Here is an 18473-nt window from a genome sequence, read left to right on the forward strand (position 1 = left end):
GACTTCATCGCCGAGGTCGAGCGGGTGCTCGGCGTGCTCGACGGTGCCGTCCTGGTGCTCTCGGCCGTCGAGGGCGTGCAGCCGCAGACCCGGATCCTGATGCGGGCGCTGCAGCGGCTGCGCGTGCCGACGCTGCTGTTCGTCAACAAGATCGACCGCGTCGGAGCCGACGTCGACCGCGTCCTGGACGCGATCCGCAGCCGTCTCACCCCCGACGTCCTGCCCATGGGCGCCGCGGCCGGCCTGGGCTCGCGAGCCGCGACGTTCACGCCGTACCGACCCGACGACGGCGCCTTCCGCGAGCGCGAGACCGTCGCGCTCGCCGAGCACGACGAGGCTCTGCTCGCGGAGTACGTCGGGGGCCGCGACCGAACGCCGGACCAGCTGCTCGCGGACGCCGCCGCCCAGACCCGCGACGCCGTCCTGTATCCGGTGTTCGCCGGCTCGGCCGCCACCGGGGCCGGAGTGCCGGAGCTGATGGCCGGGATCGCGGCACTCCTGCCGGCCGCCGCGCCGGACGGCACGGACGCGCCCTCGGGCCGGGTGTTCAAGGTGGAGCGAGGAGCCGCGGGGGAGAAGCTCGCCTACGTCCGGATGTTCACGGGCGCCGTGCGGACCCGCCAGCGGCTCGACCTCCCCGGCGGGCGCGTCGGCAAGGTCAGCGGCCTGCAGGTCTTCGACGGTGGGCAGTGGGTGCGCGCCGACGAGGTTCGGGCCGGGCGGATCGGTCGGCTGCACGGCCTGGCCTCCGTGCGGGTCGGTGACGGCTTCGGCGGCTCGTGCCACGCGGAGGAGCGCCACTTCGCCCCACCGACGTTGGAGGCGTCGGTCGAGGCGGTCGATCCCGCGCAACGCCCCGCGCTGCGGGTGGCGCTCGCCCAGCTCGCCGACCAGGACCCGCTGATCGCGGCCCGTCTCGACGACGACGGGCGACCGACGGTCTCGCTCTACGGCCGCGTGCAGCAGGAGGTGCTCGGCGCCACGCTCGCCGAGGAGCACGGGATCGAGGTCGAGTTCTCCGACGCCGGCGTACTGCACGTCGAGCGTCCGCGCGGCGTCGGCGAGGCCGTCGTACGCCTGAACACGGACGAGAACCCCTACCAGGCGACGGTCGGCCTACGGATCGCGCCCGGGAAGCCCGGATCGGGTCTCGTCTTCCGGGTCGCCGCACCGGCCAAGGACATGCCGCTGTACCTCTTCAGGAGCGTCGAGGGGTTCGGGGCCGCGATCGAGAAGCACGTACGTCGTGAGCTCGCCCGCGGCCGGTACGGCTGGGAGGTGACCGACTGCGTCATCACGCTGGTCGAGGCGGGATACAGCGTGGCGGACGGTCCACCCTCCAAGCGCGGTCCGACCAGCACGTCGTTCGACTACCGCAAGGTGACGCCGATCGTGGCTCGTCGAGCGCTGGAGAGGGCCCGGACCCGGGTCTGCGAGCCGGTGCTGCGGGTCTTCCTGGAGGTGCCGACCGACGACGCGCCCACGGTTCAACGGCTCCTGGCCCGGTGGGGCGCGGAGCTGACAGGCCAGACGTCGGCCGGCGAGTACACCCGGCTCGAGGCGCGGCTGGTCGCCGCCCGGCTGCACGAGCTCCAACACCAGCTGCCGGACCTGACCGGGGGTGAGGGGATCCTCGAGTCGCGCTTCGACGGCTACCAACCGGTCCGCGGCCGTTCCCCGGTCCGGCTCGGATGGGCAGCCTCGCCGGCGGGCATGACAGGGTGACGTCGTGGGGTTCACCAAGGCCGAGCTGGAGGCGTTCCGCGACGCGGAGGTGCCCGACCTCGTCGGCGCCGACCCGAAGCTGGTGATCGTCGGGATCAACCCCGGCCTCTGGACCGCCGCCGTGCAGACCCACTTCGCCCGGCCGGGCAACCGGTTCTACCCCGCGCTGTACGCCGCCGGCATCCTCGACCGCCGGATCGACCCCGGGGCCGGGATGACCGACCAGGACCGGGCGGCCCTGGTCGCGCGCGGCATCGCGATCACCAACCTGGTACGCCGCGCGACCGCCCGGGCGGACGAGCTGAGCCGGGACGAGCTGGTCGCCGGACGTGCCGGACTCGAGGCGTTCGTGAGGCGGCACCGGCCACCGGTCGTCGCGATGCTCGGGATCACGGCGTACCGCGCGGCGTTCGGGCAGCCGAAGGCCGGGCTCGGCAGACAACCCGCGGACCTCTGCGGCGCGCAGCTGTGGGTCGTGCCCAACCCGAGCGGGCTCAACGCCCACGCCACGATCGCGTCGTTGGCCACGGCGTACGCCGAGCCCGCGCGCGCCGCCGGGATCGAGCTGTATACGCGTTCCACCGTCGCCGGCTGAGCCAATCCGAGTGAGTCCGACAGGTGGCAGTCGGCCTTGCGCCTCCGGAACTGTCGGAATGTTCGCCCGAGCGCGGTGGTCGCCGGCCGACTCGTCAGTCGGCGAGGAGGGCGAGCTCGTCGTCGACGTAGGTGTCGGAGCCGCCGACCGACTCCAGCTCGGCCTTGAGGGCCCGCTGGATCTCCAGCGCCTCCTCACGACGGCCGAGGTTGCGGTAGGTCCAGCCGATCATCCAACGCGCGACCCGGATCCGCGACGGGTCGCCGATCCGCTCGCAGGCGGCCAGCGCCTGCTCGAGGGCGGTCAAGGCGGCCTCGAAGTCCCCTGCGTCGGCGTGGGTCATCCCGATGTTGTTCAGCAGCGAGGCGTCCCAGTCGCGGGCGCGCTGGTCGCTGGCGGCGCGCGCCACGGCCAGGGCGCTCTCGTTCAACGCGAGCTGCTCCTCCGCGGGCGCGGCCAGTGCCACCATGTGCAACGCGTCCACGTGCAACGCCTCGAGACCCCCGGCCTCCGCCAGGGCGGCAGCGCTCTCGAAGTGCGGACGCGACTCCGCGACCTGCCCCGAGGAGCGCAGCACCCGGCCGCGCTCGATGGCCAGGTACGCCGCCGCCTCGGGTGCGTCGGAGTGCAGCCGGTCGAGGACCTTGGTCGCCTCGTCGTACTGCTCCTGCAGCCCCAACGCACGCGCGTACTGCGTCAGCCACGACGTGCGGTCCGGCTCGTCGGCCCTCTCCGCGGCGTCGAGGAAGCGCTCACCCGACCCGGCGGGGTCGTCGAAGTCCCAGAGCGGACGGGGGTCGATCACGCCGCGACCCTAGTACGCGACCAGAAGCGGGACCCCACGAGAATGGGGCCATGTCCTCGGAAGGGCGGACCCCGGCGGCGCGCCCGCACCACCGGTTCACCGACGACGGCCGGCGGATCCGCGAGGTGCTCAGCTATACCCGCCGCGGCAACCGCTTCACCCCTGCGCAGCAGGAGGCGTGGGACGCCCACCACGACGCCTGGGTGATCCCGGACGAGACCGTCGACCGGCCGGACTTCCGGCTCACCGACTGGTTCGGGCGCGAGGCGCCGCTGATCGTCGAGATCGGCTCCGGCGTGGGAGAGGCGACCGGCGTGCTCGCCGCCGCCCGACCGGCGTACGACGTGCTGGCCCTCGAGGTGTGGCGGCCCGGCGTCGCCTCGTCCCTGGCTCACGTGGCAGCGGCGGGCGCGAGCAACGTCCGCTTCTGCTCGGTCGACGCGGTCTGGATGCTGCAGACCCACGTCGCCCCGGCCGGCCTGGCCGAGCTGTGGACCTTCTTCCCCGACCCTTGGCCGAAGACCCGTCACCACAAGCGCCGCCTGGTCGATGCCGGTTTCGCCGCGCTCGTGGCCGGACGGCTCGCCCCCGGCGCGTCGTGGCGCCTCGCCACCGACTGGAAGGACTACGCCGAGCAGATGCGGTCGGTCCTGGACGCCGAGCCGGCACTCGCCGGAGGCATCGTCGACCGATGGCCGGAGCGGCCGGTGACCAAGTTCGAGCGCAAGGGCATGGCCGCCGGCCGGGTCATCACCGACCTTCGCTACACGCGCGTCTGAGCGAGCTCAGCCGAGATCGACCCCGGCGCGCTCGAGCGCCGCCTCGGTGCGCAGGCGCTCGCTCTCCAGCTCCAGGGCGTCGGAGAGCCGGCCCAGATCGGTCGGTACGTCGAGCGCCCGGCACGCGTCCAGCAGCGCGTCGTCGTACGCCGACGCGATCGCTCGACGCCGCACCATCGGCATCCCGTCGGCGGGCCACCGCGCCTGCGGCCGGATGCGTCTCAGGTCCGCCGCGATCCGCTCGATCGGCATCCCCTCGGGAGGCGGCACCGCCCGCGTCCTGACCAGGGCGCCGACCCAGCGGCCGCTCTGCTCCATCACCTCGGCGGCGTGGGCGATCACCCAGAGCGTGCCGGCGGCCCCGATGGTGATCAGGGTCAGGTCGACCAGTCCCCAGGCCTCGCCCGGCATGTTTCGACGGTAGGTCGCGCCCGGGGCGGCGGCAAGGGCGGCGCGTCCCCGCGGGGTCACCAGGTGCGAGCCCTCCTACCTGCCACAATGCGCGCCATGACTCAGCAGCCGCCCGGATACGGCCCGCCGGCGTACGGTGGCTACGGCCCGCCCTCGCCCAACCACCCGCAGGCCACCACCGTCCTGGTGCTGGGCATCCTGGGGATCGTCATCTGCGGCTTCGTCGCGCCGTTCGCCTGGGTGATCGGCAACCGCGTGGTCCGCGAGATCGATGCGGCAGGGGGCCGATGGGGTGGCCGCACCGAGGCCAACGTCGGACGCATCCTCGGGATCGTGGGCAGCGCCTTGCTGATCCTCGGCGCCGTCTTCATCGGCGTCTTCGTCCTCGGCGGCATCATCGCCGCGAGTTCCAGCTGAGCCGTCACCCCGCGAGCGCCCGCACCGCCTCGCCGAACACCTCGGTGTGCCGGTCGACGTCGGCGCTCGTGTGGTGCGGAGAGAACAGCGCCATGTTGTGGAACGGCGTCAGGAGCACGCCGCGGTTCAGCGACCACAGGTGCAGGAAGCCCTCGAGCTCGTCGTCCATGGCGGCGGCCGCCTCGGCGCCGTTGCGCGGCGGCGGGCAGAACCAGTACTCGGCCCGGCAGCCCAGCCGCTGGACGTTCCACGGGAGCCCGTGCCTCTCGATCACCTCCGACACGCCTTCGGTGAAGCGGTCGGCCAGCGGCACAGCAACGGCGAAGTCCTCCTCCCGCAGGGACGTCGACAGCGCGGCCCGCGCGGCGGCCAGGGCCAGCGCGTTGGCGGTGAGCGTGCCGCCGACGCCGGCCACGTCGATCTCGTGGCCCAGCATCGGCTCGCGCAGCCGGTCGGCCACTTCGGTGGTCATCCCGTACGCCGCCAGCGGAACCCCGCCGGCGATCGGCTTGCCGACGACGAGGAGGTCGGGCTCGAGCCCCCAGGCCGCCGTGGCCCCGCCCGGACCGGCGCAGAGCGTGTGGGTCTCGTCGATCACCAGGAGGACGCCGTGCTTCCGGGTGATTTCGCGGACCGCGTCGGAGTAGCCGGCGTCGGGCAGGACGATGCCGATGTTGGTGAGTGCCGGCTCCATCAGCAGGCACGCCACGTCACCTTGCGACAGGCGTCGTTCGAGCGCGCCGACATCGTTGAACGGGAGGACGGCGGTGGTCTGCGCGACGTCCACCGGCGGCCCGAGCAGACCCGGCCGCGGCACGACCCGATCGCCCTCGAGCGTCGCGAACGTCTCGTCGACGGTGCCGTGGTAGCACCAGTCCATCACCGCGATCCGAGGCCGGCCGGTGATGTGACGGGCGAAGCGGAGCACGAACCGGTTGGCGTCGGTGGCGGTCATCGCGAACTGCCACTGCGGCAGCCCGAACCTCCGGGCCAGCTCCTGTGATACCCACAGCGCGTCGTCCGACGGGAGCATGGTGGTGATGCCCTGCTGGGCACGCCGCGAGACGGCCTCGGCCACAGCCGGCAGCGCATGCCCGGTCATCGCGCCGGTGTCGCCGAGGCAGAGGTCGACGTACTCCACGCCGTCGACGTCGACCAGTCGCGCACCCTGCGCCCGCTCGACGAAGACCGGGAACGACCCCGCCCACCGGGTCATCCACGGCATCGGGACGCCGGCGAGCAGCGAGTCGCCCGCCTCCTTGGCCAGCGCCTGGGATCTGGGGTGGGTCTCGACGAAGCGTCGCTCCTCGTCGGCGCGCAGCGTGGCCAGCCGGTGACGGTCGATCATGGCGGCAATGTAGCGGGTGCTTCGTCCTCACTCGGGGGAGTACTTCTGCTCGACGAGCACCAGCCAGTTGCCCGAGTTGTCCCGGCACAGAGCCTCGACGCCGTACGGGCGCTCCGACGGCGGCTGCAGGAACTCCACTCCCTTCGCCACGAGCGCGTCGTACGTCGCCTGACAGTCGTCGACGTTGAGGCCGAGGCCCGACATCCCGCCCTCGTCCTGCGCCCGGGCGATGGCGGCGGCGAGCTCGGGCGAGAGCGGCGGCCCGGGCACCGTCAGGTGCACGACCAGCTCGGGCTGCTCGGGGTGGATGACGGTGCACCAGCGGTATCCGTCGCCGAGGGTGACGTCGTCCTTGGGCTCGAAGCCGAGGGTGTCGGTGTAGAAGCGCAGAGACTCGTCGACGTCCTTCACGAACAGGCTGACGATGGCGATGTTCTTGATCATGGGGCCGACGTTAGGAGTCGTGGACGCGCCGCGGCTTCTCCTCGCTTGCGGAGCGTTCGACGAGACCCCACATGAAGACGTAGCACCCGGGGATGTGGGGCGCGCCCTCGGCGTACCGCTCCTGGAAGTCGCGCGGTGAGTCGCCCACGATCCGGCGGAACGTGCTGCTGAACGACCCCAGGCTGGAGAAGCCGACCGCGTGGCAGACCTCGGTCACCGTCAGGTTCGTGGCCCGTAGCAGGTCCTGAGCCCGCTCGATCCGCCGCTCGGAGACGTACGCCGCAGGGGTGCGTCCGTAGGTGGCGGCGAACAGCCGGTGGAAGTGGTACTTGCTCAGGCCTGCGACGTCGGCGAGCCGGTCGAGGTCGAGCGGCTCGGCATAGTGACGGTCGGCATGGTCACGTGCCCTGCGGAGGTGGACCAGTACGTCGCCGGGCACCCGGGCAGGTCGCGTGGTCATCGTGATGTCAGCCGCGCCCGCAGGGACTCGTCGCGATGCAGGCGGGCCAGGTCGCGGTCGCGTCGGGCCGCGCCGGCGGCCGCCAGGAAGTCCCACGGCGGCGTGCCGGGCGGCGGCGGTGGCGCGACGTACGTGGCGAGCCGGTCGGCGAGCATCTCACCGATCCGCTGTCGCGAGGAGGGGTCGAGGGTCGGCAGCCGCGTGAGGTACTGCCGGATGGCGAGTCCGAGCCCGACCGGCGGCGTTCGCAGGTCGGCGGACGCCGCCCAATGGGCGAGAGCGGGCGGCATCAGCGGGGGCGGTTGCAGCGAGAGGCGGACCCGGTCACGCACGACGTACGTCCCGGCCGCGTAGTCGCCGAGCCGCTTGCCGCGCGAGCTGACCAGGCAGCTGAAGAACGCCGGCCCCCCGCTGAGCGCGTAGATCTCTGGGATGCCGATCAGGGCGCGGACGAACGCCTGCTGGGCGGTGACCGTGCCGCCGTCGTCGCGCACGACCCGGAGCCCGAGCACCAGCTTGCCGAGGGACTTCCCACGCGTGAGCGTCTCGACCGTCGTCGGGTACACCAGGAACACCGCGATCAGCGAGCACACCACGGCGACGTGCTGCAGCGCGTCGTCGGCCCTGATGCTCACCACCAGCGCCAGGAACAGCACGGCGAAGCCGACGCACCCCATGGCCACCACGTCGAGCAGCCCGGAGCCGATCCGGGCCGCGACCGAGGCCGGGGGCAGGTCGAGCGCGACGGCCTCGCCGGTGACGAGGTCGTCGGGCGACAGCATCGCGAAGTCGGGTGTCGACATCGCTGAAAGCATAGGTTTTGTCCCGTGGATCTGGACGCCTACGTGCTCGCGCACCACGCGGAGTGGGAGCGGCTCGAGGCGTTGACCGGGAAGCGCCGGCTGGACGGCCGTGAGAGCGACGAGCTCGTCGAGCGCTACCAGCGGGTCGCCACCCATCTCTCGGTGATCCGGACGGCGGCACCCGACGCCACCGTGATCACCTATCTGTCGCTGCTGCTGAGCCGCGCCCGCAACCGCGCCGGTGCTGCCCGGGGCGGCACCTGGTCGGGGGTCAGGTCCTTCGTCCTCGAGCGGTTCCCGGCGGCCCTGTACCGGCTGCGGTGGTGGTGGCTGGGCACGCTGGCCGGCAACGTCGTCGCGACCGCGGTGATGATGTGGTGGCTGCTCGACCACCCGAACGTCGAGCAGACCCTCCTCTCGCCCCGCGACGTCGACCAGCTCGTGAACCACCAGTTCTCCGGTTACTACAGCCAGTACGCCGCGTCGCACTTCGCCGCCGAGGTCTGGACGAACAACGTCTGGGTGGCCGCCCTGTGCCTGGCGCTCGGCGTCCTCGGCCTGCCGGTGCTCTACCTGCTGTTCCAGAACGTCGCGAACCTCGCGGTGATCGGCTCGATCATGACCCGACACGGGCACGCCGCGGAGTTCTGGGGGCTGATCCTGCCCCACGGCATGCTCGAGCTGACCGCGGTCTTCGTCGCCGCCGGCGTCGGGCTCAGGCTGTTCTGGTCGTGGGTCGAGCCGGGGGACCTGACCCGGTCGCAGTCCTTCGCCCGCGAGGGACGCACCGCCGGCACCGTTGCCCTCGGCCTGGTGGGGGTGCTGGCCGTCAGCGGCTGCATCGAGGCCTTCGTGACGCCGAGCCCGCTTCCGACCTGGGCCCGGATCGCGATCGGCGTCGTCGCCGAGGCGACGTTCCTGGCCTACGTCTTCGTGCTCGGCCGCCAGGCGTTCCTGCGCGGCCACACCGGCGACCTCGACCCCCGGCTCCTCGACGACCGCGTCGCCTCCCAGGCGTGACTCAGAGCAGCCCGCGGGCCTTGAGCGAGAGGTAGTGGTCGGCGAGAGCCGGGGCCAGGGCATCCGCCGGTACGTCGATCACGTCGACGCCGAGGGTCTCCAGCAGGGCGGCGGTGGCGCGCCGCCGCGAGAGGGTCTGCTCGGCCGCGGCCGCGGTGTACACCTCGTCGAGCCCCCGGCGCGCTCCGGCCATTCGCTCCAGCTCGGGGTCGCGCACCGAGGCGAGCACCACCCGGTGGTGGGCGACGAGCACAGGCAGCACCGGCAGCAGACCCTCCTCCACCGCCGACGGTTCGAGGGGGGTGAGCAGGCAGACCAGCGCCCGCTGGCGGCCCAACGCCTGGACCGCACCGGCCAGAGCCGTCCAGTCCGCCTCGGAGATCTCCGGCTCGAGCCCGGCCAGAGCGTCCTCGAGCCGGCTGGTCGCGTCGCGGGCTCCGGCCAGGCGCAGCCGGGCACGCACCCGCCGGTCGCCGGCGACCACGTCGACCCGGTCGCCGGCCCGGGCGGCGAGCGTGGTCAGCAGCAACGCCGCCTCCATCGCCGAGTCCAGCCGGGGCACGTCCTCGACGCGTCCCGCCGAGACCCGCGAGGTGTCCAGGACCAGGACCACCCGCCGGTCGCGCTCGGGCTGCCAGGTGCGGACCACCACCGTGCGGTTGCGAGCCGAGGCCCGCCAGTCGATCGATCGGACGTCGTCACCGCGGACGTACTCGCGCAGCGAGTCGAACTCGGTGCCCTGCCCCCTGACCCGGACCGCCGAACGACCGTCCAGGTCGCGCAGCCGGGCCAGCCGCGAGGGCAGGTGCTTGCGCGACTCGAAGGGCGGCACGACGCGCAGGGACGCCGGAGCCGGCCGGGTGCGCTGTCGTGCGGCCAGGCCCAGGGGCCCGAGACACCGGACCGTCACCCCCAGCGCGACCAGCTCGCCGCGTCGGGTGGGTCGGAGCGGGGTCGTGAGCAGCACCCGCGCACCGTTGTCCAGGCGTAGACGGTGTCGGTTGCCCGAGGCTCCGGCCGTGGGCTGCCAGGCGTCGCGGACGAGCAACGGCACCCGCCGGCGTCCGGTGTTCTCGACCGCCAGCGTGCTGGCCGTCTCGTGACCGACCCGGACCCTCCCCGGCGGCAGGCGCTCGACGGAGACCGAGTCCGGAGATGCCGCGAGAAGGAGGTCGAGCCCCACCAGCAGCAGGACCGCGAGCAGCCAGAGCCACACGGTGGAGAAGCCGGGACGCAGCAGGACCGCGACCAGGCCCAGCAGGACCAGGAGGGGGACGCGTCCGGTGATGGCCATGGTGGCGACCTCAGCGTGGGACCGGCACCGAGCCCAGGGCCGAGGAGAGCACGGCGCCCACCTCGACCCCCTCGAGCTCGGCCTCGGGACGGAGCGACAGCCGGTGCGCCAGGGTGGCCTGGGCCAGCGCCTTCACGTCGTCGGGCGTCACGAAGTCGCGGCCCGACAGCCAGGCCCAGGCCCGGGCGGTCCGCATCAGCGCGACCGCACCACGCGGGCTGGCGCCGAGACCCAGGGACGGCGACTGGCGCGTGGCCCGGGCGACGTCCACGACGTACCCGGCGACCTCGGGGGAGACCTGTACGTCCCGTACGCCGCGGCGCCCCGCGACGACGTCCGCGGCGCCCGCGACCGCGGTGACTCCGGAGGCGCCCACGTCCTGAGGGTCGAAGCCGGCGGCGTGGCGTGCGACGATCTCCAGCTCCTGCGCCCGATCGGGGACGGGCAGGACGACCTTGATCAGGAACCGGTCGAGCTGGGCCTCGGGGAGCGGGTAGGTGCCTTCGTACTCGACCGGGTTCTGGGTGGCGGCCACCAGGAACGGCCGCGGCAGGGCGTGGGACACGCCGTCGACGCTGACCTGTCCCTCCTCCATCGCCTCGAGCAGGGCCGACTGCGTCTTCGGCGGAGTGCGGTTGATCTCGTCGGCCAGCAGCAGGTTGGTGAAGACCGGCCCCTCGCGGAACGACAGCTCACCGCGATGGCTGTCGATCACCATCGAGCCGGTGATGTCCCCGGGCATCAGGTCGGGCGTGAACTGCACCCGGCGGGTCTCGACGGACAGGGCGGCGGCAAGGCTGCGCACCAACAGGGTCTTGGCGACCCCGGGCACGCCCTCCATCAGCACGTGCCCGCCACACAACAGCGCGACGAGCAGGCCGGAGACCGCGGCGTCCTGGCCGACCACGGCCTTGGCCACCTCGGCGCGGACCGCTCCGAGGCGCTCCCGTGCCTCCCCGCCGGCGGACGGGCTGGTCGCTTGGGTCATCGCTGGGACACCTCTCTGTCGAGCTCGGTGAGCCGGGACGCCAGGGAGACCAGCTCCCGGTCGTCGCGCGGCGGATGGGATGTGGGTCCGATCAGGGCGTCGACCTCGGGGGCGGGGCGGCCGGTGTGCGCGGCGACATCCTCCACGAGGCGGCCGGGATGGACCCGGCGGGGGAGGCGCAGTCGCTCGGCGAGGCGGGCACGGGCTGCTGAGCGCAGTGCCCCCGCGGCATGCCCGCGATCGCCGGCCCTCCGGTAGAGGCGGCCCAGGTTCCGGGTCGTCTCGACGGCCTTGACCGAGACCGGCAGCGGCTCGCTGGCGAGCGGGCCCAGCCGCCGAGCTCGCCACGCGATCAGCGCGATGCCGGTCAGGAGGAGCAGCCACAGCGCCGGCACCAGCCAGTCGGGCAGCAGGCTCCGCACCGACACGCTGTCGGCGCCGGCCAGGTCGGCCAGTGAGGGGATGTACCAGACCAGCCGCTGCCGCGCGCCCAGGAGCCGCAGTGCCACCGCCGCGTTGTCACCCTCGATGATCTGGTCGTTGGTCAGCACCGCCGAGGCTCCGAGCAGGGTGAGGCCGGATCGCGGGCGCGCCAGGATCACCCCGTCCTTCCCGCGGAAGCAGCCGTGCGTCCGGTAGGCCTGTGCCCGGGACACTCGCACCGACAGCCCGTCGTACGCCGGACAGCCGGCCGCGACGGGTCCGGTCGGGGTGGTGGTGGCCGGGAGGGCGCCCACCCCCAGCTCGCGGACCAGCTGCGGCCCCGGCTCGACGATCACGAGGTCGGCGGCTCCCCGGTGCCGGAGCAGACGGTCGGTGGTGGACCGCCCGAGCCGACCGGTCGAGGTAACAACCACCGTGGTCGAGCCGTCGACGGTGGCCCGGTCGAACGCGTCGGCGGAGCGCACGATGTCGACCTCGACACCCTGCTGGTCGAGCACGCGGGCCAGCGCCTGCGCCCCGTCGCCGTCGGGGTTGCGCGGGTCGAGCGCTCCGGCGTACGTCTGGTTGCCGCGTCCCGCCCACGCCGCCCCCGCCACCGCGACCACGGCCGCGAGCACGACCAGCAGCGCCACCCGGTGCCGCCCGAGCCACCTCACCGGGCACCCGCCAGGACGTCGTCGAGCTCGAGCACGTCGTGTGCGTCCTGGGGTCCCGCCGGGTGATGGCCGTAGAGCGTGGCGTCGAAGAGGTCCGCGCTGCGGCCGACGCTGGCGCGATGGCTCGGGTACGACGCGGCCAGGCTCGCCGCGACCTCGTGCGCGGTCGCGCCCGGCTGGTCGTGGAGCCGACCCCGCTCGACCTGACGCACGGCCAGGGCACGGAAGCCGTCCACGAGGGCCTCCGCGTGGCGCCCCTCGGAGAGCGCCGCCTCGGCGCGGCGGCGCAGAGCGGCAGCGGACGGCCGGTCGGCGCTGAGCACGGCCTCGGGGCGCGAACGCTCGCGCCGGTCACGGCGTACCCGGGACAGCAGGACCACGAGACCGATGACCAGCGCGGCGCCCACCAGCATCGTGACGAACGCCGTCACCCCGTCGCTGCCCGACGCTGCTCCCACGCCTCCCTGGAGCTGGCGCCACAGCCAGTCCAGCAGACGCTGGAGCAGATGCTGGCGGTGGTACTCGCCGTGCACGAGCTCGTCGCGCAGCAGTCGTCGGCCCTCGTCACCGGAGGGCTGCAGGGGAGGTCCGGGCGCGAGCATCAGGTGGGCAGTATCCCGGCCCGGCCGAGCAGCTCGACGTCGTAGGCCTCCTTGCGGATCCGCTGGTCGATGTAGAGCAGCGCCGACACCGCCGCCGAGAACGGCTGCAGGACGGCCGCCGAGATGACCGTCCCGACCGCGGTGAGCACCAGATAGATCAGCAGGCCGTAGCCGGAGTCGGTGGACTGCGTCAGGAACAGCTGGCCGGCGATGCTGAACGGCAGGCGCAGGATGCTGCCCGCCACGCCGACGACGAGGGCCATCAGCAGGAGCAGGCCGAGCAGCCGCCAGAACTGCTGCCGGGTGAGGCGTACGGCGCGACCCAGCGCGCCGAACACGCCGACGGGCTCGAGCATCAACGTCGGGACCGCGAGCGCCCGCATCCGCACCCAGAACAGCAGGTAGGCGACGACGAGGACGGCCGCCACCATCAGCGACGCCACGACGACCGAGCCGAGCGAGGCGTGGAAGGCCACCGCGAAGACGACCAGGACCCCGACCGCGACGCCGATCACGACGACCACGCCGAGACCGAGCATGAACGACATCCCGAGCAGACGCCACCGCTTGCCCCGCGTGGCCGCCCAGGCCTCGGCCATGGAGAGCCGACGGCCGACCGCGGCCGCGGAGCTCACGTGGGCGATCATCCCGGAGACGAAGAGAAGGCCGATCGACTGCAGCTGCGCACCCGCCAGGAGGCCACCCAGCCCGACCAGCACGCTGGCGATCTGGCTGTCGCTGAGCGAGCCGGTGTCGGGATCCGGCGCGAGTCCGCCGGTGGAGCCGCTGGCGAGCCCGACCGCGATCGGCAGGATCATCGCCACCGCCGAGACCAGCACGGCGGCGCCGATCGTGGCGCGCGGGTTGTACCGGATGATCCGGAACGCCCCGTCGAAGATGTCGCTGAGGACGAGCGGTCGCAGCGGGATCGCGCCGGGCTTGTGCGCCACCGGCAGCGGGACGCCGGGATAGCCGGGGTGGCCGGGGTAGCCCGGGGTCGCAGAGTTCGGCGGCGGTCCCCACTGCTGCCACCGCTGTGGCGGCGTCTCGGACTCCGGCGGCTGCCATCCGGGCGGGGGAGGCTGGACTCCCGACACCGCTACCTCCCCTCGTGGGCGGCGCCGAGACCGAGCGGCGCCGCGGGCCCATCCTGTCAAAGATGGGCCCTGGGCAGAGGGCATTCCCCGGGCCCCAGGCGCCGTCACGGGACGGTCGACTCTCGGTCGCGAGCTCGCAGGCTCGGTCCGAGCCGACGCTCCTCGACCTCCCGCCCTGATCGGCGGCGTCGCAAGCTCAGCCGCCGGGGCGTGAATTTGGCCTACTCGGGCGACATCTGTCAGGATTGTCCGGTTGCTCCGGCGGGTTGCCGGGGCGCGCCGTACTTGACTTCACAATCGCGTCTCCCGCTGGTTCGTGATCGCTGTGCGTCGCGCCGCACCTGGAGACCCGATGGCTCGGCCCCCTGCATGACCGGGGCTGGGCGTCCACCAACACGATGCAGATCCTCGCCACGGGTGATCTGTGTGCCGCGGACACGCGACACGCCCGACCTCGGGGGTCGGGGATCACGGATGGGCGAGCGCCTGAGACGGACGACCGGCAGCACGACCCGAGCAGTACGACACGAAGGACGAGAGAGACCTATGGCGGGACAGAAGATCCGCATCAGGCTCAAGGCCTATGACCACGAGGTGATCGACACCTCGGCGCGCAAGATCGTGGACACCGTCACCCGCACGGGTGCCAAGGTCGCCGGCCCGGTGCCGCTGCCGACCGAGAAGAACGTGTACTGCGTCATCCGCTCGCCCCACAAGTACAAGGACTCGCGCGAGCACTTCGAGATGCGCACCCACAAGCGGCTGATCGACATCATCGATCCGACGCCGAAGACCGTGGACTCCCTGATGCGCCTCGACCTCCCTGCCGGTGTCGACATCGAGATCAAGCTCTGAGGCCCGTGATGACTGTTGAGCGAAACGTGAAGGGTCTGCTGGGCACCAAGCTCGGCATGACCCAGATGTGGGACGAGAACAACCGGATCGTCCCGGTGACCGTCGTCGCGGCGTCCACCAACGTCGTCACCCAGGTCCGCAAGCCCGAGACCGACGGCTACAACGCCATCCAGATCGGGTTCGGCGAGGTCGACTCCCGCAAGGTGATCAAGCCCGTGGCCGGCCAGTTCGCGAAGGCCGGGGTCACGCCCCGTCGCCACATGGCGGAGATCCGCACCGCGGACGCCGGTTCCTACACCGTCGGTCAGGAGCTGCCCGCCGACACCTTCGTCGCGGGTGAGGTCATCGACGTCACCGGCACCACCAAGGGCAAGGGCTTCGCCGGCACCATGAAGCGACACGGCTTCTCCGGCGTCGGCGCCTCCCACGGTGCCCACCGCAACCACCGCAAGCCCGGCTCCATCGGCGCCTGCGCCACCCCTGGTCGCGTCTTCAAGGGCGTCCGGATGGCCGGCGTGATGGGCCGCGAGACCGTGACCACCCAGAACGTCGTCGTCCACGCGGTCGACACCGAGAAGGGCCTGATCCTGCTCAAGGGTGCCGTTCCCGGCCCCAAGGGCAGTCTCGTCGTCCTCCGCTCGGCCGCCAAGCGCGCGCAGAAGGAGGACTGACCATGGCGACCACCACCAAGAAGGCGGCCTCCCGGTCCGGCTCGTCGGCGAGCAACGGTACGACCGCTCAGATCGTGAAGGTCGACCTCCCCGCCGAGATCTTCGACGTCGAGGTCAACGTCCCGCTGATCCACCAGGTCGTGGTGGCCCAGCAGGCGGCCGCCCGCCAGGGCTCCCACGCCACCAAGACCCGTGGCCAGGTCCGCGGCGGTGGCCGTAAGCCCTATCGGCAGAAGGGGACCGGCCGCGCCCGCCAGGGCTCGATCCGCGCTCCGCAGTTCGCCGGCGGCGGCACGGTGCACGGCCCGCAGCCCCGCAGCTACGCCCAGCGCACCCCCAAGAAGATGGTGGCCGCCGCGCTCCGCGGTGCCCTGTCCGACCGGGCCCGCGAGGGTCGCATCCACGTTGTCGAGTCGCTGGTCTCGGGTGACACCCCGTCGACCAAGTCGGCGCTGGCCTCCCTCAGGGGCGTCGTCGCCGACCGGGCCAACTTCCTCGTGGTGCTCGAGCGGTCCGACGCGCTGACCTGGCTCTCGTTGCGCAATGCCGTCGAGGTCCACATCCTCGCGGTCGACCAGCTGAACACCTACGACGTGCTGGACTCCGACGACATCGTCTTCACGCGGGGCGCCTACGACGCGTTCGTCGGCGAGGGTGCGTCCGCCGGTGCGGCGACCGAGGCCGTCGTTCCGGTGGCAGCCGGGTCCGCGACCGGCACGTCCGAGGAGAAGGCCGAGCCCGCCGCGAAGAAGGCGAAGAAGACAGCGGCGAAGGCCGCGACGACCGTCGCGGCGAGTGACGCCGACGAGAAGCCGGCCCTGCCCAAGGGCGCCAAGGCACCGCTGAAGAGCGGCGGCGCGCCGAAGGGCTACGAGGTCAAGGCCAACGCCGACTCGGGCAAGTACCACGAGCCCGACGGCCGGTGGTACGACCAGACCGAGGCGGAGTTCTACTTCAAGTCCGGCGAGGACGCCGAAGCGGCGGGCTTCACCCGCGCCGGCGGTGGCACCGCGGACGAGGCCGAGGAGGACGAGAAGTGAGCACCCTGCACAAGGACCACCGCGACATCCTGCTCGCACCGGTGGTGTCGGAGAAGAGCTACGGGCTCCTCGACGCCAACAAGTACACCTTCCTGGTGCACCCCGACGCCAACAAGACCGAGATCAAGATCGCGGTCGAGCGGGTCTTCGGCGTCAAGGTCACCTCGGTGAACACGATCAACCGGCAGGGCAAGACCCGGCGTACCCGCACCGGGCTCGGCAGGCGCAAGAACACCAAGCGCGCCATCGTCAGCCTGGCCGAGGGTCACCGGATCGACATCTTCGGAGGTCCGGTCTCCTGACCGGGCTTGAGAGGTAACGAGACATGGCTATCCGCAAGTACAAGCCGACCACCCCGGGCCGCCGCGGCTCCTCGGTGGCCGACTTCGTCGAGATCACCCGGACCACGCCGGAGAAGTCGCTGACCCGCGCCCTGCCCAAGAAGGGCGGCCGCAACAACCAGGGTCGGATCACCACCCGTCACCAGGGCGGTGGCCACAAGCGCGCCTACCGAATGATCGACTTCCGTCGCTACGACAAGGACGGCGTCCCGGCGAAGGTCGCGCACATCGAGTACGACCCCAACCGCACCGCCCGGATCGCGCTGTTGCACTACGCCGACGGCGAGAAGCGCTACATCGTGGCGCCGAAGGACCTGCGTCAGGGCACGATGCTCGAGTCCGGCCCGAACGCCGACATCAAGGTGGGCAACAACCTGCCGCTGCGCAACATCCCGGTCGGTACGACGATCCACTGCATCGAGCTGCGGCCAGGTGGCGGGGCCAAGATCGCCCGCTCCGCCGGCAACTCCGCGCAGTTGGTCGCCAAGGAGGGCTCGCGCGCGACGCTGCGGATGCCGTCCGGCGAGATGCGGTTCGTCGACGTCCGCTGCCGCGGCACCGTCGGCGAGGTCGGCAACGCCGAGCAGTCCAACATCAACTGGGGCAAGGCCGGCCGCATGCGGTGGAAGGGCAAGCGTCCGACCGTGCGCGGTGTGGTCATGAACCCCGTCGACCACCCGCACGGCGGTGGTGAGGGCAAGACCTCGGGTGGCCGCCACCCGGTCAGTCCGTGGGGCAAGCCCGAGGGTCGCACGCGCCGCAGCAAGGCGAGCGACAAGCAGATCATCCGCCGTCGCCGTACCGGCAAGAAGCGCTAGGAGCCTGACCAATGCCGCGCAGCCTGAAGAAGGGTCCTTTCGTCGACGACCACCTGATGAAGAAGGTGGACGCCGAGAACGACAAGGGCTCCCACAACGTGATCAAGACCTGGTCGCGTCGCTCGATGATCGTCCCGGCCATGATCGGCCACACGATCGCCGTGCACGACGGCCGCAAGCACGTGCCCGTGTTCGTGACCGACTCGATGGTCGGCCACAAGCTCGGGGAGTTCGCCCCCACTCGCACCTACCGCGGGCACGTCAAGGACGACCGGAAGGGGAGGCGTCGCTGATGCCGACCACTGACCGCCGCCGCACCAGCGCCCGCCGCGAGTCGCTGCTCGGCGACCAGCCGGGTGCGTTCGCGAGCGCCCGTTACCAGCGGATCACCCCGATGAAGGCCCGCCGGGTGACGCAGATGATCCACGGCCTGCCCGTGGACGACGCCCTGGCGCTGTTGCAGTTCGCGCCGCAGTCGGCCGCCAAAACGGTCTACAAGGTGCTCGAGAGCGCGATCGCGAACGCCGAGACCACCGAGGACCTCGAGCGCGCCGACCTGGTCGTGAGCAACTGCCAGGTCGACGAGGGCCCGACCATGAAGCGCTGGCGCCCGCGGGCCCAGGGCCGCGCCACGCGGATCCTCAAGCGCACCAGCCACATCACTCTCGTCGTGACGCCTCTTCCCAAGGAGGAGAAGAAGGCATCCGCCAAGGGCGAGTCCAAGAACCGGAAGAAGGGGAAGGCCTGATGGGCCAGAAGATCAACCCGAACGGCTTCCGCCTCGGCATCTCCACCGACCACAAGTCGCGCTGGTACGCCGACAAGCTCTACAAGTCGTACGTCGGCGAGGACGTCGCGAT

Annotated in this window: 23 protein-coding genes and 1 pseudogene; 13 read left to right on the forward strand and 11 right to left on the reverse strand. The window is 72.2% G+C overall.

Annotated elements, in window-relative coordinates; all coding sequences use genetic code 11:
- On the forward strand, positions 1-1725 hold a 1725-nt coding region (locus VGK78_RS07185; protein ID WP_331526900.1), incomplete at its 5' end, for a GTP-binding protein.
- Between the two features lie 4 nt (positions 1726-1729).
- Positions 1730-2320 (forward strand): mismatch-specific DNA-glycosylase, encoded by a 591-nt coding sequence (locus VGK78_RS07190; protein ID WP_331526901.1) that lies wholly within the window; start codon positions 1730-1732, stop codon positions 2318-2320.
- Between the two features lie 94 nt (positions 2321-2414).
- Here the strand turns inward: VGK78_RS07190 and VGK78_RS07195 are convergent, their stop codons facing one another.
- Positions 2415-3125 (reverse strand): tetratricopeptide repeat protein, encoded by a 711-nt coding sequence (locus VGK78_RS07195; protein ID WP_331526902.1) that lies wholly within the window; start codon positions 3123-3125, stop codon positions 2415-2417.
- A 50-nt stretch (positions 3126-3175) separates the two neighbouring features.
- Here VGK78_RS07195 and trmB point away from each other — a divergent pair, with 50 nt between their 5' ends.
- On the forward strand, positions 3176-3904 hold the full coding sequence (gene trmB / locus VGK78_RS07200) for a tRNA (guanine(46)-N(7))-methyltransferase TrmB (protein ID WP_331526903.1): 729 nt from the start codon (positions 3176-3178) through the stop codon (positions 3902-3904).
- A 6-nt stretch (positions 3905-3910) separates the two neighbouring features.
- On the opposite strand, the gene VGK78_RS07205 is transcribed toward trmB, so the two are convergent.
- The gene (locus VGK78_RS07205; protein ID WP_331526904.1) at positions 3911-4315 is read right to left on the reverse strand and encodes a hypothetical protein; all 405 of its coding nucleotides are present in this window, start codon (positions 4313-4315) and stop codon (positions 3911-3913) included.
- Between the two features lie 96 nt (positions 4316-4411).
- Here VGK78_RS07205 and VGK78_RS07210 point away from each other — a divergent pair, with 96 nt between their 5' ends.
- Positions 4412-4732, forward strand: a complete 321-nt coding sequence (locus tag VGK78_RS07210; RefSeq protein WP_331526905.1) for a DUF4190 domain-containing protein — start codon at positions 4412-4414, stop codon at positions 4730-4732.
- 4 nt (positions 4733-4736) lie between these two features.
- On the opposite strand, the gene VGK78_RS07215 is transcribed toward VGK78_RS07210, so the two are convergent.
- The 4 genes from VGK78_RS07215 to VGK78_RS07230 are packed head-to-tail and all read right to left on the reverse strand — an operon-like array spanning position 4737 to position 7787.
- Positions 4737-6080 (reverse strand): aspartate aminotransferase family protein, encoded by a 1344-nt coding sequence (locus tag VGK78_RS07215; protein WP_331526907.1) that lies wholly within the window; start codon positions 6078-6080, stop codon positions 4737-4739.
- A 27-nt stretch (positions 6081-6107) separates the two neighbouring features.
- Positions 6108-6524 carry a VOC family protein gene (locus VGK78_RS07220; protein ID WP_331526908.1) on the reverse strand — a complete coding sequence of 139 codons (417 nt, stop codon included), beginning with the start codon at positions 6522-6524 and terminating at the stop codon, positions 6108-6110.
- A 10-nt stretch (positions 6525-6534) separates the two neighbouring features.
- On the reverse strand, positions 6535-6984 hold the full coding sequence (locus tag VGK78_RS07225) for an AraC family transcriptional regulator (protein WP_331526909.1): 450 nt from the start codon (positions 6982-6984) through the stop codon (positions 6535-6537).
- Complete coding sequence (locus tag VGK78_RS07230) at positions 6981-7787, reverse strand: RDD family protein (protein WP_331526910.1); 807 nt, start codon at positions 7785-7787, stop codon at positions 6981-6983. Before VGK78_RS07230 ends, VGK78_RS07225 begins: the two co-directional genes overlap by 4 nt.
- 24 nt (positions 7788-7811) lie before the next feature.
- On the opposite strand from VGK78_RS07230, the gene VGK78_RS07235 reads away from it, so the two are divergent.
- Positions 7812-8807 carry a stage II sporulation protein M gene (locus tag VGK78_RS07235; protein WP_331526911.1) on the forward strand — a complete coding sequence of 332 codons (996 nt, stop codon included), beginning with the start codon at positions 7812-7814 and terminating at the stop codon, positions 8805-8807.
- 1 nt (position 8808) lies between these two features.
- Here VGK78_RS07235 and VGK78_RS07240 read toward each other — a convergent pair whose 3' ends face one another.
- Genes VGK78_RS07240 through VGK78_RS07260 form a run of 5 tightly spaced genes read right to left on the reverse strand, consistent with a single transcriptional unit; the run spans position 8809 to position 13888 of the window.
- Positions 8809-10101 carry a DUF58 domain-containing protein gene (locus VGK78_RS07240; protein WP_331526912.1) on the reverse strand — a complete coding sequence of 431 codons (1293 nt, stop codon included), beginning with the start codon at positions 10099-10101 and terminating at the stop codon, positions 8809-8811.
- A 10-nt stretch (positions 10102-10111) separates the two neighbouring features.
- On the reverse strand, positions 10112-11089 hold the full coding sequence (locus VGK78_RS07245) for a MoxR family ATPase (RefSeq protein ID WP_331526913.1): 978 nt from the start codon (positions 11087-11089) through the stop codon (positions 10112-10114).
- On the reverse strand, positions 11086-12189 hold the full coding sequence (locus tag VGK78_RS07250; RefSeq protein WP_331526914.1) for a DUF4350 domain-containing protein: 1104 nt from the start codon (positions 12187-12189) through the stop codon (positions 11086-11088). The genes VGK78_RS07245 and VGK78_RS07250 overlap by 4 nt, the downstream gene beginning before the upstream one ends.
- Positions 12186-12791: a DUF4129 domain-containing protein gene (locus tag VGK78_RS07255; protein WP_331526915.1), complete on the reverse strand. Its 606-nt coding sequence runs from the start codon at positions 12789-12791 to the stop codon at positions 12186-12188. The genes VGK78_RS07250 and VGK78_RS07255 overlap by 4 nt, the downstream gene beginning before the upstream one ends.
- On the reverse strand, positions 12791-13888 hold the full coding sequence (locus VGK78_RS07260; RefSeq protein ID WP_331526916.1) for a hypothetical protein: 1098 nt from the start codon (positions 13886-13888) through the stop codon (positions 12791-12793). The genes VGK78_RS07255 and VGK78_RS07260 overlap by 1 nt, the downstream gene beginning before the upstream one ends.
- A gap of 546 nt (positions 13889-14434) precedes the next feature.
- On the opposite strand from VGK78_RS07260, the gene rpsJ reads away from it, so the two are divergent.
- The 8 genes and pseudogenes from rpsJ to VGK78_RS07300 form a co-directional block, all read left to right on the forward strand.
- Positions 14435-14743, forward strand: a complete 309-nt coding sequence (gene rpsJ, locus VGK78_RS07265; protein ID WP_008360994.1) for a 30S ribosomal protein S10 — start codon at positions 14435-14437, stop codon at positions 14741-14743.
- 8 nt (positions 14744-14751) lie between these two features.
- The gene (gene rplC / locus VGK78_RS07270; protein ID WP_331526917.1) at positions 14752-15414 is read left to right on the forward strand and encodes a 50S ribosomal protein L3; all 663 of its coding nucleotides are present in this window, start codon (positions 14752-14754) and stop codon (positions 15412-15414) included.
- A 2-nt stretch (positions 15415-15416) separates the two neighbouring features.
- On the forward strand, positions 15417-16454 hold the full coding sequence (gene rplD, locus VGK78_RS07275; RefSeq protein ID WP_331526918.1) for a 50S ribosomal protein L4: 1038 nt from the start codon (positions 15417-15419) through the stop codon (positions 16452-16454).
- The gene (gene rplW / locus VGK78_RS07280) at positions 16451-16756 is read left to right on the forward strand and encodes a 50S ribosomal protein L23 (RefSeq protein WP_331526919.1); all 306 of its coding nucleotides are present in this window, start codon (positions 16451-16453) and stop codon (positions 16754-16756) included. Before rplD ends, rplW begins: the two co-directional genes overlap by 4 nt.
- A 23-nt stretch (positions 16757-16779) precedes the next feature.
- Positions 16780-17613, forward strand: coding sequence for a 50S ribosomal protein L2 (rplB, locus tag VGK78_RS07285; protein WP_331526920.1), 834 nt, complete (start codon positions 16780-16782; stop codon positions 17611-17613).
- An 11-nt stretch (positions 17614-17624) separates the two neighbouring features.
- Positions 17625-17906, forward strand: coding sequence for a 30S ribosomal protein S19 (gene rpsS / locus VGK78_RS07290; protein ID WP_331526921.1), 282 nt, complete (start codon positions 17625-17627; stop codon positions 17904-17906).
- Positions 17906-18361, forward strand: coding sequence for a 50S ribosomal protein L22 (rplV, locus tag VGK78_RS07295; RefSeq protein ID WP_331526922.1), 456 nt, complete (start codon positions 17906-17908; stop codon positions 18359-18361). Before rpsS ends, rplV begins: the two co-directional genes overlap by 1 nt.
- Positions 18361-18473: pseudogene (locus VGK78_RS07300) on the forward strand (30S ribosomal protein S3); the annotation flags it as partial. The gene rplV and the pseudogene VGK78_RS07300, both read left to right, overlap by 1 nt.

The organism is Nocardioides sp., assembly GCF_036503465.1.
In the GTDB taxonomy this organism is placed as follows: domain Bacteria; phylum Actinomycetota; class Actinomycetes; order Propionibacteriales; family Nocardioidaceae; genus Nocardioides.

Excerpts from the sequence above, each read along its gene's own strand:
- trmB (WP_331526903.1), top strand. The coding sequence starts at position 3,176 with ATGTCCTCGGAAGGGCGGACCCCGGCGGCGCGCCCGCACCACCGGTTC.
- VGK78_RS07205 (WP_331526904.1), bottom strand. The coding sequence starts at position 4,315 with ATGCCGGGCGAGGCCTGGGGACTGGTCGACCTGACCCTGATCACCATC.
- VGK78_RS07210 (WP_331526905.1), top strand. The coding sequence starts at position 4,412 with ATGACTCAGCAGCCGCCCGGATACGGCCCGCCGGCGTACGGTGGCTAC.
- VGK78_RS07215 (WP_331526907.1), bottom strand. The coding sequence starts at position 6,080 with ATGATCGACCGTCACCGGCTGGCCACGCTGCGCGCCGACGAGGAGCGA.
- VGK78_RS07220 (WP_331526908.1), bottom strand. The coding sequence starts at position 6,524 with ATGATCAAGAACATCGCCATCGTCAGCCTGTTCGTGAAGGACGTCGAC.
- VGK78_RS07225 (WP_331526909.1), bottom strand. The coding sequence starts at position 6,984 with ATGACCACGCGACCTGCCCGGGTGCCCGGCGACGTACTGGTCCACCTC.
- VGK78_RS07230 (WP_331526910.1), bottom strand. The coding sequence starts at position 7,787 with ATGTCGACACCCGACTTCGCGATGCTGTCGCCCGACGACCTCGTCACC.
- VGK78_RS07240 (WP_331526912.1), bottom strand. The coding sequence starts at position 10,101 with ATGGCCATCACCGGACGCGTCCCCCTCCTGGTCCTGCTGGGCCTGGTC.
- VGK78_RS07245 (WP_331526913.1), bottom strand. The coding sequence starts at position 11,089 with ATGACCCAAGCGACCAGCCCGTCCGCCGGCGGGGAGGCACGGGAGCGC.
- VGK78_RS07255 (WP_331526915.1), bottom strand. The coding sequence starts at position 12,791 with ATGCTCGCGCCCGGACCTCCCCTGCAGCCCTCCGGTGACGAGGGCCGA.
- rpsJ (WP_008360994.1), top strand. The coding sequence starts at position 14,435 with ATGGCGGGACAGAAGATCCGCATCAGGCTCAAGGCCTATGACCACGAG.
- rplC (WP_331526917.1), top strand. The coding sequence starts at position 14,752 with ATGACTGTTGAGCGAAACGTGAAGGGTCTGCTGGGCACCAAGCTCGGC.
- rplD (WP_331526918.1), top strand. The coding sequence starts at position 15,417 with ATGGCGACCACCACCAAGAAGGCGGCCTCCCGGTCCGGCTCGTCGGCG.
- rplB (WP_331526920.1), top strand. The coding sequence starts at position 16,780 with ATGGCTATCCGCAAGTACAAGCCGACCACCCCGGGCCGCCGCGGCTCC.
- rpsS (WP_331526921.1), top strand. The coding sequence starts at position 17,625 with ATGCCGCGCAGCCTGAAGAAGGGTCCTTTCGTCGACGACCACCTGATG.
- rplV (WP_331526922.1), top strand. The coding sequence starts at position 17,906 with ATGCCGACCACTGACCGCCGCCGCACCAGCGCCCGCCGCGAGTCGCTG.